The organism is Pseudomonas sp. B21-015 (assembly GCF_024749285.1).
GTDB lineage: Bacteria > Pseudomonadota > Gammaproteobacteria > Pseudomonadales > Pseudomonadaceae > Aquipseudomonas.
Genome location: NZ_CP087196.1, coordinates 3,691,344 through 3,704,198 on the forward strand (window position 1 = coordinate 3,691,344; position 12,855 = coordinate 3,704,198).

General features: G+C 60.7%; 11 protein-coding genes. 8 read left to right on the top strand and 3 right to left on the bottom strand.

The features are described from left to right. Positions 1 to 40 precede the first annotated feature (40 nt). The 3 genes from LOY38_RS16305 to LOY38_RS16315 all read left to right on the top strand — a co-directional run bounded on the left by LOY38_RS16305 (position 41) and on the right by LOY38_RS16315 (position 2,850). The gene (locus LOY38_RS16305) at positions 41 to 1,156 is read left to right on the top strand and encodes a Gfo/Idh/MocA family protein (RefSeq protein WP_258696115.1); all 1,116 of its coding nucleotides are present in this window, start codon (positions 41 to 43) and stop codon (positions 1,154 to 1,156) included. 843 nt (positions 1,157 to 1,999) lie between these two features. Next, entirely contained in the window at positions 2,000 to 2,434 is a 435-nt protein-coding gene (locus LOY38_RS16310) for a YeeE/YedE family protein (RefSeq protein WP_408980521.1), read from the top strand. A gap of 2 nt (positions 2,435 to 2,436) precedes the next feature. Next, the gene (locus LOY38_RS16315) at positions 2,437 to 2,850 is read left to right on the top strand and encodes a DUF6691 family protein (RefSeq protein WP_258696117.1); all 414 of its coding nucleotides are present in this window, start codon (positions 2,437 to 2,439) and stop codon (positions 2,848 to 2,850) included. A gap of 41 nt (positions 2,851 to 2,891) precedes the next feature. On the opposite strand, the gene LOY38_RS16320 is transcribed toward LOY38_RS16315, so the two are convergent. Together LOY38_RS16320 and LOY38_RS16325 are read right to left on the bottom strand one after the other, a co-directional pair. Then, positions 2,892 to 4,175 carry a Zn-dependent hydrolase gene (locus tag LOY38_RS16320; protein WP_258696118.1) on the bottom strand — a complete coding sequence of 428 codons (1,284 nt, stop codon included), beginning with the start codon at positions 4,173 to 4,175 and terminating at the stop codon, positions 2,892 to 2,894. Positions 4,176 to 4,304: 129 nt separating this feature from the next. Next, complete coding sequence (locus LOY38_RS16325) at positions 4,305 to 5,789, bottom strand: NCS1 family nucleobase:cation symporter-1 (protein WP_258696119.1); 1,485 nt, start codon at positions 5,787 to 5,789, stop codon at positions 4,305 to 4,307. Between the two features lie 621 nt (positions 5,790 to 6,410). Between LOY38_RS16325 and hydA the strand changes: the two genes are divergently transcribed. The 3 genes from hydA (at position 6,411) to preA (ending at position 10,660) form a co-directional block, all read left to right on the top strand. Then, positions 6,411 to 7,850, top strand: coding sequence for a dihydropyrimidinase (gene hydA, locus LOY38_RS16330; protein ID WP_258696120.1), 1,440 nt, complete (start codon positions 6,411 to 6,413; stop codon positions 7,848 to 7,850). Between the two features lie 167 nt (positions 7,851 to 8,017). Then, positions 8,018 to 9,385 carry an NAD(P)-dependent oxidoreductase gene (locus LOY38_RS16335; RefSeq protein WP_258696121.1) on the top strand — a complete coding sequence of 456 codons (1,368 nt, stop codon included), beginning with the start codon at positions 8,018 to 8,020 and terminating at the stop codon, positions 9,383 to 9,385. After that, positions 9,386 to 10,660: an NAD-dependent dihydropyrimidine dehydrogenase subunit PreA gene (gene preA, locus LOY38_RS16340; protein WP_258696122.1), complete on the top strand. Its 1,275-nt coding sequence runs from the start codon at positions 9,386 to 9,388 to the stop codon at positions 10,658 to 10,660. It abuts the gene before it with no gap. A 140-nt stretch (positions 10,661 to 10,800) separates the two neighbouring features. Here the strand turns inward: preA and LOY38_RS16345 are convergent, their stop codons facing one another. Continuing rightward, positions 10,801 to 11,421: a TetR/AcrR family transcriptional regulator gene (locus LOY38_RS16345; RefSeq protein ID WP_258696123.1), complete on the bottom strand. Its 621-nt coding sequence runs from the start codon at positions 11,419 to 11,421 to the stop codon at positions 10,801 to 10,803. A 139-nt stretch (positions 11,422 to 11,560) separates the two neighbouring features. Between LOY38_RS16345 and copC the strand changes: the two genes are divergently transcribed. Both copC and copD read left to right on the top strand, forming a co-directional pair. Beyond that, positions 11,561 to 11,926, top strand: a complete 366-nt coding sequence (copC, locus tag LOY38_RS16350; protein WP_258696124.1) for a copper homeostasis periplasmic binding protein CopC — start codon at positions 11,561 to 11,563, stop codon at positions 11,924 to 11,926. Positions 11,927 to 11,929: 3 nt separating this feature from the next. Further along, the gene (gene copD, locus LOY38_RS16355) at positions 11,930 to 12,790 is read left to right on the top strand and encodes a copper homeostasis membrane protein CopD (protein ID WP_258696125.1); all 861 of its coding nucleotides are present in this window, start codon (positions 11,930 to 11,932) and stop codon (positions 12,788 to 12,790) included. The last annotated feature ends 65 nt before the right edge of the window (positions 12,791 to 12,855 follow it).

Consider the following 12,855-nt stretch of genomic DNA (forward strand, 5'->3'; position numbering starts at 1 on the left):
AGTAGCCCTCCTGAATATAAAAACCCAAAGGACCCCGGCTATGCGCGAACTCGGTATCGGACTCATCGGCACAGGTTTCATGGGCCGCGCCCACGCCTTGGCCTTTCGCAACGTCAGCGCTGTTTTTGAATTACCACTGAAGCTCAAACTCACCGCCCTCGCTGACGCCGATCCGCAGCGCGCCCGCCACTGCGCCGAGAGCTGGGGCTTCGATGCCGCGCACAGCGACTGGCAACAGCTGATCAATGACCCCAAGGTCAACCTGATCGCCATCACCACCCCCAATCACCTGCACTATCCCATGGCCATGGCCGCCCTCGCCGCCGGCAAACCGGTGTACTGCGAAAAACCGCTGGCCGTGAGCCTCGAACAAGCCAGTGCCATGCGCCTTGCCGCCAAAGCTGCCGGCGTGGTGACGCGGGTCGGTTACAACTACCAGCACAACCCGATCATCGGCCTGGCTCGGGATTTGATTCAAAACGGAGCGTTGGGGCAGATCATCAATTTCCAGGGCGAGTTCAGCGAAGACTTCATGGCCGATCCCCTATCACCCTGGTCCTGGCGCTGCGACGCCGATTACGCCGGCGGTGCCTTGGCAGACCTGGGCAGTCACTTGCTGGCCATGGCCCGTCATCTGCTGGGCGATGTCGAGGCGGTGTGCGCGGACACCCAGACCGTGCACGGGCAACGCCCCGTTACGTTGGGCGGTCAGGAACGACGCGAGGTCGCGGTCGACGATCAGGTCCACGCGTTGCTGCGGTTCGCCAACGGCGCGCGCGGGACATTCAGCAGCAGTTGGCTCAAACACGGTTACAAGAATCACCTGAGTTTTGAAATCAGCGGCACCCAGGGCACCCTGGCGTTCGATCAGGAACGCTTGAATGAACTGCGGCTGTATCGCACGGGGCAAGGCGGCTTCCAACGGTTGTTGGCGGGGCCGGACTTGCCGGGTTACGCCGCCTTCAGTCCGGCGCCGGGGCACCAGTTGGGTTACAACGAACTCAAGACCCTGGAAGTGCATGAGTTGGTAATGGCGCTGGCCGGCCTCGGTCAGGACGGAACGGATTTCGAGCAGGCGTGGGAAGTCGAACGCCTGGCGACGGCGATTCGTTTGGCGGCACGCGAGTCGCGGTGGGTCAGGATCGAGGAAGTCTGACCTGCTACTCAAGCCACACCCGCCGGTCGCACATCGCGCCGGTACACCTGACCCGGCTTACTGAGTGACGCAACGGGTCAGGGTCGTGGTCCGGGTCACCTGCCCCTCAGCCCTCATATCACCCTGCACATCGGTACTTTCGGTGGTCGAACAGGTACGAACCGGTGTCGGTGGCGGCGCAGCGGGCGGTGGAGGCGGCGGACTGGCGCAACCTCCCAGAATCGCCACACAGAGTGCGAGCGACAGTGGCGAAAAAGCACATTTCCCAAGACTGTTCATAGGCTGACCCACGGTAAGTAATCGACATTTTCCGCGACACAAACCACACCGCGAACCTGCGGACCGGTCACAGAAAAGAAATACCCTCGCATTCCTTATAGCCCAGACACCCACCAATGCCAGAAAACACCGGATAGACCTCAACGAATTATCCCCTGTGAGCGCACACTCACAGCTCAACAGCGAAAAGCTTCGCTCCAGTTGCATTCGCAATTGCGCCAGATAAATCATCCGGCCCACCTTGACCGCGACGCACGATCGACCGCGTGCCTGATCTGTTCGCTACCCATGTGGCTGTTCCTTTAGCTGCATCGAAGAGGACGCGATACCGGGCCAAAGTCTCGTATCGCACCCTGACAGCCTAAAAAAACACGCCCTGCCCAACACATGAATTTGCACCACCGCCAATGGAGCATTTGCACCTTTTGGCTCTGCAATTTGAGGGGGTCAACAGGATGACGATTGAGGATTCGGCTTTGTGACGCGGGTACCCAAAAAGCAGCCCTATGCTCAAACAGAAAAGAGTGGTTTAGTGCCCGCTCCTTGCCCGTCTGGAGAGTTGCCATGATGCTTGATTCGCTTCACTTCACCCCATGGTCCGCTTTGGCCGGAGGTGCACTGATCGGTCTGTCCGCCAGCGTCATGGTGGTGGCCAACGGACGGGTTGCCGGGATCAGCGGACTGTTAGGCAGCCTGCTTGAGCGTCATGATTCGGGGCGGGGCGAAAAAACCCTGTTCCTGCTCGGACTATTGGCGGCGCCGTTGTTGTGGGCGTTGTTTCATGTGTGGCCGGCCATCGAATTCAAAACCGGTACCGTGGGCCTGATCGTCGCCGGATTGTGTGTCGGCGTCGGCACTCGTTATGGCTCCGGATGCACCAGTGGCCACGGCGTGTGCGGTATCTCGCGCCTGTCACCGCGCTCCATTGCCGCCACCTTAAGCTTCATGTTCGCCGGCTTCGTGACGGTGTTCGTCCTGCGCCACCTGCTGGGGTATTGAACATGCGCAAACTGACCGCGTTCCTCGCTGGCCTGCTGTTCGGCATCGGCCTGTTGCTGGCAGGCATGGCAAACCCGGCCAAAGTGCTGGGTTTTTTGGACATTACCGGTGTGTGGGATCCCTCCCTGGCGCTGGTCATGATCGGGGCCATTGCCGTGGCTTGGGGACCGTTTCATTGGGCCATCAAACAACCGACGTCTTTGCTGGGGGCCCCCATGCAGTTGCCGATCAGCCGTGAGCTGGATCGGCGCCTGATCGGTGGCAGCCTGCTCTTCGGAGTCGGTTGGGGCATTGCCGGCATCTGCCCCGGCCCAGCGCTGGTGTTGCTACCGACGGGCCACTGGCAGGCCTGGGTGTTTGTCATCGCCATGCTGGCGGGGATGCTGATATTCAAAGCGCTGCAAACCCGCCGCTGAGCATCCCGCCAACACAATGAGGCCATCGAACAACCGATGCCTCAAGCCGCTTGCTTGCCACTGGCAATCGCATCCGAAGCCGCCAGCATCGCCCGCAACAACACCGCACAGCCGGCTGCCAGATCATCCGGCGCGGCGTTTTCGATTTCGTTGTGGCTGATGCCGCCTTCGCAGGGCACGAAGATCATCCCGGCCGGGCCGAGTTCGGCGAGGAAGATTGCGTCGTGCCCTGCCCCGCTGACGATGTCCATGTGCGACAGACCAAGCCCATGAGCGGCGCCGCGTACCGCTTCGACGCAGCCCTTGTCGAAGTACAGCGGCGGGAAGTCAGCGGTGGGTGTCAGTTCGAAGGTCAGGCCGTGTTCCTCGCAGGTGGTTTCGATGACTTCGCGGACTTCGGCGATCATTGAATCGAGTCGCGTCGGTTCCAGATGACGGAAGTCCAGGGTCATGCGCACTTCGCCGGGAATCACGTTGCGCGAACCCGGGTAGGCTTGCAGGCAGCCGACTGTACCGCAGGCGTGGGGTTGATGGCCGAGGGCGGCGCGATTGACCGCGCCGACGATCACCGAGGCGCCGACCAGAGCGTCCTTGCGCAGGTGCATCGGCGTCGGGCCGGCATGGGCTTCGACGCCGCGCAGTTTCAGGTCGAACCATTTCTGCCCGAGGGCGCCCATGACCACGCCGATGGTTTTGCGCTCGTCCTCAAGAATCGGGCCTTGCTCGATGTGCGCCTCGAAATACGCACCGACGGCATGGCCGCTGACTTTGCGCGGCCCGGCGTAACCAATGGCGTTCAGGGCTTCGCCGACGGTCACGCCCTCGGCATCGACCTTGGCCAGGGTTTCTTCGAGGGTGAATTTTTCCGCGAATACGCCGGATCCCATCATGCACGGGGCGAAGCGCGAACCTTCTTCGTTGGTCCAGACCACCACTTCCAGCGGCGCTTCGGTTTCCACGCCCAGGTCATTGAGGGTGCGCAGCACTTCGACCCCGGCCAGCACGCCGAAGCAGCCGTCGAACTTGCCGCCGGTGGGCTGGGTGTCGATGTGGCTGCCGGTCATCACCGGCGGCAGGTTCGGATTGCGGCCGGGCCGACGGGCGAAGATGTTGCCGACCGCGTCGATGCTGACGGTGCAGCCGGCCTCCTCGCACCAGTTCACGAAAATGTCCCGGGCCTGGCGATCGAGGTCGGTCAGGGCCAGCCGGCAGACGCCGCCCTTGACCGTGGCGCCGAGCTTGGCCAGCTCCATGAGCGACTGCCACAGACGGTCGCGGTTGATGTGCTGATGGGTGGACTGCAGAACGTCTACGGCAGCGTTCATGATGATCTCCTCAGTTTTTCTTCTGATAGTTCCCACGCTCTGCGTGGGAGTTCATCCATGGACGCTCTGCGTCCGCTTCTGGGACGCGGAGCGTCCCGGGCTACATTCCCACGCAGAGCGTGGGAATGATCAAACAGCCGATTTCACGGCAGTAGGACTCGGCCGCATCACACTCAACCCGTAATAAATCAGCCCACCAAGGGCCGAGCCGGTAAACCAGCCGTAGCTGTAGAACCAGCTGAACGCATCGCTGCCCAGCGACAACAGTGTCAACACCACCGGCACACCAAACGCGATAAAACCGAACCAGTTCCACGCCGGATAAACGTCATCGCGGTAGAGGCCGGCCAGGTCCAGTTGCTGTTTCTTGATCAGGAAATAGTCCACCACCATGATCCCGGCGATCGGCCCCAGCAGGCTCGAATAGCCCAGCAACCAGTTGGAATACACCGTCTCCAGGCTTAAATCCGAGACGATCAACCCGAGCTTCTTCAACAGTTCATGGGCCATCAGCGCCAAGCCGACCAACCCCGTGAGAATCACCGCTTTGGTGCGGTTAATGATCTTGGGCGCAACGTTCTGGAAGTCGTTGGTCGGCGACACGATGTTGGCCGCGGTGTTGGTGGACAACGTGGCGATGATGATCAGCGCCATGGCCAGGGCGACCCAGACCGGGCTCTGGATATGACCGATCAACGTGACCGGATCAGAGACAGTGACGCCCACCAGTTTTACCGAAGCGGCCGTCATCACCACGCCGAGGGAAGCGAACAGGAACATGGTCAGGGGCAAGCCGATAATCTGCCCGACGATCTGATCCTTCTGGCTTTTTGCGTAGCGACTGAAGTCCGGAATATTCAGCGACAAAGTGGCCCAGAACCCGACCATGGCGGTCAGCCCGGCGGCAAAGTAACTGACCACGCTGGCCCCTTCAGGACGCTTGGCCGGGATCGCCATCAATTCGGTCATCGATACGTTCGGCATCGCCCACACCAGCAGCCCCACGCCCACCAGCACCAACAACGGTGCCGAGAGGGTTTCCAGCCATTTGATCGAGTCCGCGCCGCGAATCACCACCCACAGGTTCAAGGCCCAGAACACCATGAAGCCGATCACTTCACCGGTGCCGCCGAGGGCTTTCCAGTCATCGAACACCGACCCGAGAAACAGGTGAATCGCCAGCCCGCCGAACATGGTCTGGATGCCAAACCAGCCACACGCCACCAAGGCACGGATCAGGCACGGAATGTTCGAACCGAGGATGCCGAAGGATGAGCGCAGCAACACCGGAAACGGGATGCCGTATTTGGTGCCGGGAAAGGCGTTCAGGGTCAGCGGGATCAGCACGATGATGTTGGCGAACAGAATCGCCAGCAACGCTTCGCCGACGGTCAGGCCGAAATAGGCAGTGAGCACGCCGCCGAGGGTGTAGGTCGGTACGCAGATCGCCATGCCCACCCACAGCGCGGTGATGTGCCATTTGTTCCAGGTTCGTTCGCGCACCTTGGTCGGTGCCATGTCGTGGTTGTAACGGGGACTGTCGAGGACGTCGCTGCCGGCTTCGAGCTCAAACAAGCCGTCGCGCTCGGTCACTTGCGATCTGATCTGTTGCATGGCCGCTCCACTGTTCTTTTGATTATTTTTGCTCATCAGGGGCTGGCGCGAGTGCGCAAGCCGGACGATGGCCGGAGAAACTGACAACTTTTATGGCCCGGCCAAGGTGTCAGCGGCGGCATCAATAAACGTGCCGGGTGCCCCGCTTACGCATCGGGCAGTGCCATAAAATTTCGCTAACCAACTGATCTTAATCAGCTTTATTTATCCAACTATTGAATCCGCGGTGAGTTGCCATGCCACTCAGGCCGAATGCCAGGCAAGTTGTCCGAACAGTCAGGACTCAATCTGGTGCGTCGATCTTTTTTGCAAGGTTGCGCATCAACCATAGACCATCCTCAAGCGGCTGATTTCACATAGAAAATCTTGACCATATTTCTAACCTGTCAAGTGCGTCAAAATGGTGAGAGCTCTCACCATTTTGGTGATTTTCAATTTTTATCGTTATTTATCAATTAGTTAAAACAGTAATAAGCTTATAAAAAATATTCTTGCTCAATCCGCTAACTGCAGCTAGCGTCTATTCTTGACAGCGCTGACAGGAATACACCGATTGGCGTCTGCTTCCTATAAAACATTTAGAACCGGCATCAGTCGGTCAATGCCTGCGAGGAACTCGGAATGTCTCTGTTGATCCGTGGCGCCACCGTTATTACCCATGATGAAAGTTATCGCGCCGACGTCTATTGCGCCGACGGCGTGATCAAAGCCATTGGTGAAAACCTCGATGTTCCCGCCGATGCGCAAGTGCTCGACGGCAGCGGCCAATACCTGATGCCCGGTGGCATCGATCCGCACACGCACATGCAGCTGCCCTTCATGGGCACCGTGGCCAGCGAAGATTTCTTCAGCGGTACTGCGGCGGGGCTTGCCGGCGGCACCACCTCGATCATCGACTTCGTGATTCCCAACCCGCAGCAATCGTTGATGGAGGCGTTTCATCAATGGCGCGGCTGGGCGGAGAAGTCTGCGTCGGACTACGGCTTTCACGTCGCCATCACCTGGTGGAGCGAACAGGTTCGCGAGGAAATGGCCGAGCTGGTCAACCATCACGGAGTCAACAGCTTCAAGCATTTCATGGCCTACAAGAACGCGATCATGGCCGCTGACGATACGCTGGTGGCGAGTTTCGAGCGTTGTCTGGAATTGGGCGCAGTGCCCACCGTGCACGCGGAAAACGGCGAGCTGGTCTATCACCTGCAACGCAAGTTGATGGCCCAGGGCATCACCGGGCCGGAAGCGCATCCGCTGTCGCGGCCTTCGCAGGTGGAAGGCGAAGCTGCGAGTCGGGCGATCCGCATCGCCGAAACCCTCGGCACGCCGCTGTACCTGGTCCATGTCTCGACCAAGGAAGCCCTCGACGAAATCACCTATGCCCGCGCCAAGGGCCAACCGGTTTACGGCGAAGTGCTGGCCGGGCATCTGCTGCTGGACGACAGCGTTTACCAACACCCGGACTGGCAGACCGCCGCCGGTTACGTGATGAGCCCGCCCTTCCGTCCTCGCGGCCATCAGGAAGCCCTTTGGCATGGCCTGCAAGCAGGCAACCTGCACACCACCGCCACCGACCACTGCTGCTTCTGCGCCGAGCAAAAAGCTGCCGGTCGTGACGACTTCAGCAAGATCCCCAACGGCACCGCCGGTATCGAAGATCGCATGGCCGTGCTCTGGGATGAAGGGGTGAACAGCGGGCGCTTGTCGATGCAGCACTTCGTTGCCCTCACCTCCACCAACACCGCGAAGATCTTCAACCTCTATCCGCGCAAAGGGGCGATCCGTGTAGGTGCCGATGCCGATCTGGTGCTGTGGGACCCGGAAGGTACACGGACGATTTCAGCCAAGACTCACCATCAGCAGGTCGACTTCAACATCTTCGAAGGCAAGACCGTGCGCGGCGTGCCGAGCCACACCGTCAGCCAGGGCCGAGTGGTGTGGGCCGATGGTGATTTGCGGGCCGAGCGTGGTGCCGGGCGGTATGTCGAACGGCCGGCGTATCCGGCGGTGTTCGATTTGCTGAGCAAGCGGGCTGAGATGAACAAGCCAACGGCAGTGAAACGCTGAACCTGTACTCCCGGACCTGATCGTTCCCACGCTCTGCGTGGGAATGCAGCCCGGGACGCTCTGCGTCCCATTGGAACGCGGAGCGTCCCCTGAGGCATTCCCACGCAGAGCGTGGGAACGATCAGCCCATCAGAGGCAGCACCTCAAAAAACATGAGGCCTTAAACCGTGATCAAGACCCTGAACCACCTCCCGCATCCCCATGAGGACGCGGCCGCCCTCGCCGGCCATTTCACCGACCTGGCACCACCGCTAAACGACCGTCAGGCGCATCTGGAAGCCTCGCGCTGCCTGTATTGCTACGACGCGCCGTGCGTGAATGCCTGCCCGAGTGACATCGACATTCCGTCGTTCATCCGCAATATCCATCAGGAAAACGTTCAGGGCGCGGCACAGAAAATCCTCTCCGCCAACATCCTCGGCGGCAGTTGTGCCCGGGTCTGCCCGACGGAAATCCTGTGCCAGCAAGCCTGCGTGCGCAACAACGCCCAGGAATGCGCGCCGGTGCTGATCGGCCTGTTGCAACGCTATGCCGTGGACAACGCCCACTTCAGCGAACACCCGTTCCAGCGCGCCGCCGCAACCGGCAAGCGCATTGCCGTGGTGGGTGCCGGCCCAGCCGGTTTGTCCTGCGCGCACCGCAGTGCCATGCACGGTCATGACGTGGTGATTTTCGAGGCGAGGGAAAAGGCTGGTGGCCTTAACGAATACGGGATCGCCAAGTACAAGCTGGTGGATGATTACGCGCAGAAGGAACTTGAATTCCTGATGGGGATCGGCGGCATCGAGATTCGCCACGGGCAGAAGCTCGGCGACAACCTGACCCTCAGCGAACTGCATCAGCAATTCGACGCGGTGTTCCTCGGCCTCGGCCTGGCCGCCAGCAAACAGTTGGGGCTCGCTCACGAAGATGCCCCCGGCCTGCTCGCCGCCACCGATTACATCCGCGAACTGCGCCAGGCCGATGACCTGACCCAACTCCCCCTCGCTGACCGCTGCATCGTTTTGGGCGCCGGCAACACCGCCATCGACATGGCCGTGCAAATGGCCCGCCTCGGCGCCCGGGATGTGAATCTGGTGTACCGCCGTGGCGTTGAAGACATGGGCGCCACCGCTCACGAACAGGACATCGCCAAGGCCAATCAGGTGCGACTGCTGACCTGGGCGCAACCGCAAGAAGTGCTGCTCGACGATAAAGGCAAGGTGCGCGGCATGCGCTTCGCCCGCACCCGGTTGGTGGAAGGTCGCCTGCAAAGCACCGGCGAAACCTTCGAACTGGCCGCCGACGCGATCTTCAAAGCCATCGGCCAGGCCTTCGATGCCGGCGCCCTCGCCGATCCGCTGGCCCGTGAACTCAAGCGTCAGGGCGATCGAATCCTCGTCGACGAACAGCTGCGCACCAGCATTCCCGGTGTGTATGCCGGCGGCGACTGCACCAGCCTCGATCAGGACCTCACCGTGCAAGCCGTGCAGCACGGCAAGCTGGCTGCCGAGGCCATCAACGCTCAACTCATGCTCAACGTGGAGGCTGCGTAAATGGCCGATCTCTCGATTGTTTTCGCCGGTATCAAAGCCCCCAATCCGTTCTGGCTGGCGTCCGCGCCGCCCACCGACAAAGCCTACAACGTGGTTCGCGCGTTCGAGGCTGGCTGGGGTGGCGTGGTCTGGAAAACCTTGGGTGAAGACCCGGCAGCGGTCAACGTATCGTCACGTTACTCGGCACACTTCGGGGCTAATCGGGAGGTGCTTGGTTTCAACAACATCGAGCTGATCACCGACCGCTCCCTGGAAATCAACCTGCGGGAAATCACCCAGGTCAAAAAGGACTGGCCGGATCGCGCGCTGATCGTGTCGTTGATGGTGCCCTGCGTCGAAGCGTCGTGGAAAAACATCCTGCCGCTGGTGGAAGCCACCGGGGCCGATGGCATCGAGCTGAATTTCGGCTGCCCCCACGGCATGCCGGAACGGGGCATGGGTGCGGCGGTAGGCCAAGTGCCGGAATACGTCGAACAGGTCACCCGCTGGTGCAAGACTTATTGCTCGCTGCCGGTGATCGTCAAGCTCACGCCAAACATCACCGACATCCGCGTCGCCGCCCGTGCCGCCTACCGGGGCGGGGCTGATGCAGTGTCGCTGATCAATACCATCAACTCGATCACCAGCGTCAACCTGGAACGCATGGTCGCCAATCCCGCCGTCGGCAGCCAAAGCACCCATGGCGGTTATTGCGGCTCGGCGGTGAAGCCGATTGCGTTGAACATGGTCGCCGAAATCGCTCGCGATCCGCAGACCCAGGGCTTGCCGATCAGTGGCATTGGCGGGATTGGCAGTTGGCGCGATGCGGCTGAATTCATTGCCCTGGGCAGCGGCTCGGTGCAGGTGTGCACGGCGGCGATGCTGCATGGTTTCCGGATTGTCGAGGAGATGAAGGACGGTTTGTCACGCTGGATGGACAGTCAGGGCTACGCCAGCGTGTCGGAGTTTTCCGGGCGTGCGGTGGGCAACACCACGGACTGGAAGTACCTGGACATCAACTATCAGGTGATTGCCAAGATCGATCAGGAGGCGTGTATCGGCTGCGGTCGCTGCCACATCGCTTGCGAAGATACCTCGCACCAGGCGATTGCGAGCCTCAAACAGGCGGACGGGACGCATAAGTATGAAGTGATCGATGATGAGTGCGTGGGCTGCAACCTGTGTCAGATTACCTGCCCGGTGCAGGATTGCATCGAGATGGTGCCGATGGATACCGGCAAGCCGTTTCTGGATTGGAATCATGATCCGCGCAATCCCTATCATGTTGTCCTTTAAACCCTGCGGCGCCTGAACGGACGCCATCGCGGGCGAGCCCGCTCCCACAGTGATTTATGTCGTACACAATTTCCGTGTACACCTAGAACCCTGTGGGAGCGGGCTTGCCCGCGATGGGGCTCGCCGCTGCACCGCACAACTCAAGGCTCCAACCCAATCCCACGCAATATCACACTGGTCACCGTCTGCACCGCCCGCTCGAACTGCATGTCCGACAGCGGCTGGTGATCGTTAAGAATATTCACCTGGTGATCGAAGTCAGCGTAATGCTGGGTCGAGGCCCAGATCATGTACAGCAGGCTGGAAGGTTCCACCGGCAGGATGCGTTTGTCGTCCACCCATTGGCGAATTTTCGCTTCTTTCATCTTGGCCCAGTCGTACAGGCTGGCGTCCAGCTTCTCACCCAGGGTCGGCGCGCCGTGGATGATTTCGTTGGCCCAGACTTTCGAACCGTAAGGCCGGCTGCGGGAATGGTTCATCTTGGCGCGGATGTAGCTGCTGAGCACCACTCGCGGGTCGTCGAACATCTCGAAGCACAGGGCGTCCTGCTTCCAGACCTCCAGCAAACCCAGCAGCACCGCGCTGTACAGCTCGCTCTTGGTGCTGAAGTAGTAATGCAGATTGGAACGCGGCAGTTGCACTTCGGCGGCGATGTCGGCCATGGCGGTGCCGCCGAAACCTTTTTCGGCGAAGACTTTTTCGGCCCCCAGCAGAATTTTTTCGACGTTACTGCGACGAATCTCGATCTTGTGATTGCCCATGAGGGCTCCCTGACAACAGCGTTGGTCAAGACTAGCATCCGCTCTGGATCGGGGCGACAGGGGAAAACGAAACTTCGTACGCAGGTCTTGTGGCAGGTAAACTGGCCGCCTCTTTGAACCTGCCCCTGAGGTCTTCACGATGTTGCTCAAGAACGCCCTGACCGCCACCGCCCTCCTCGCTTCGATGCTCGCTGCCTCTTCGGTGTTTGCCCACGCACACCTGAAAAGCCAGACCCCGGCGGCCGACAGCACCGTCAGCGCGCCTGCAGAACTGCGCCTGAAGTTTTCCGAAGGGGTTGAAGCGGCGTTCACCAAAGTGACGATCAGCAAGGACGGCGCCGACGTGCCGGTGAAAAACCTCGCCACCGAAGGCAGCGACAAGAAAACCCTGATCGTCACCCCGGCCGCGCCGTTGGCCGCCGGCGACTACAAAGTCGAATGGCATGCCGTGTCGGTCGACACCCATAAGAGTGAAGGCGCCTATCGCTTCAAGGTCGGTCAGTAATTCATGACCGATGCGTTGGTGCTGTGCCGCTTTCTGCATTTCACCGTGGTGCTGATGCTGTTCGGAGCCTGGGTGTTCAGGCCTTTACTGCTGGGCCGTGAAACAGCGTGGCTGGATCCGTCGCTGGCGCGAGTGACCCGCTGGCTCAGCGCGGTGGCGTTGCTCAGCGGCGCTGGCTGGTTGTTGCTGATCACCGCCAGCATGGCCGACTCCCCAGGCGCGGCATTCGATCCGGAGACGCTTGGCCTGGTGCTGGGCAATACTTTTTTCGGCCAGGTCTGGCGCTGGCATCTGCTGCTCAATCTGTTGCTCATGGTTCTGCTGCTGACGCCCTGGCACTCCAGCGTGCCCTTGCGCATCGGCCTTTCCAGCCTGCTGCTGGCAACCCTGGCCCCGGTCGGTCATGGCGCCATGCTCGATGGCCTGCAAGGCCAACTGTTGATCCTCAACCAGATTATTCACCTGGCCTGCGTCGGTGCCTGGCTTGGTGGGTTGATGTTGCTGGTGATGATCTTGCGCCAACCAGACGATCATCCCTTGAGCGCGATACTGCAACGCTTCAGCGGGATCGGTTACGCGTTGGTGGCGGGGTTGGTGATGACCGGCCTGATCAACGTGCGGGTGTTGACCGGCGTGTTCTGGCCGACGCCGTTGCTGTCCGGGTTTGCGCTGATCCTGTTGATCAAGGTTGTGCTGGTGATCGGGATGCTGGGGTTGGCGCTGTTCAATTGGCTGCGGGTCAAGGATTGCCAGCAGCGCCTGGGACAGTTGCGTGCCAGCGTCATGCTGGAGTGGTTGCTGGGGATTGGCGCGGTGGCGGCGGTTTCGCTACTGGGCACCCTGCCCCCGATGATCACTGCCTGAACACAAATCCAATGTGTGCGGGCTTGCTCGCGAAAGCGGCCCTCCAGTCAACAATGATGTTCCGG

Bases quoted from the DNA above. Each gene is read 5' to 3' on its own strand.
- LOY38_RS16305 (WP_258696115.1), top strand. From the start codon at position 41: ATGCGCGAACTCGGTATCGGACTCATCGGCACAGGTTTCATGGGCCGC.
- LOY38_RS16310 (WP_408980521.1), top strand. From the start codon at position 2,000: ATGATGCTTGATTCGCTTCACTTCACCCCATGGTCCGCTTTGGCCGGA.
- LOY38_RS16315 (WP_258696117.1), top strand. From the start codon at position 2,437: ATGCGCAAACTGACCGCGTTCCTCGCTGGCCTGCTGTTCGGCATCGGC.
- LOY38_RS16320 (WP_258696118.1), bottom strand. From the start codon at position 4,175: ATGAACGCTGCCGTAGACGTTCTGCAGTCCACCCATCAGCACATCAAC.
- LOY38_RS16325 (WP_258696119.1), bottom strand. From the start codon at position 5,789: ATGCAACAGATCAGATCGCAAGTGACCGAGCGCGACGGCTTGTTTGAG.
- hydA (WP_258696120.1), top strand. From the start codon at position 6,411: ATGTCTCTGTTGATCCGTGGCGCCACCGTTATTACCCATGATGAAAGT.
- preA (WP_258696122.1), top strand. From the start codon at position 9,386: ATGGCCGATCTCTCGATTGTTTTCGCCGGTATCAAAGCCCCCAATCCG.
- LOY38_RS16345 (WP_258696123.1), bottom strand. From the start codon at position 11,421: ATGGGCAATCACAAGATCGAGATTCGTCGCAGTAACGTCGAAAAAATT.
- copC (WP_258696124.1), top strand. From the start codon at position 11,561: ATGTTGCTCAAGAACGCCCTGACCGCCACCGCCCTCCTCGCTTCGATG.
- copD (WP_258696125.1), top strand. From the start codon at position 11,930: ATGACCGATGCGTTGGTGCTGTGCCGCTTTCTGCATTTCACCGTGGTG.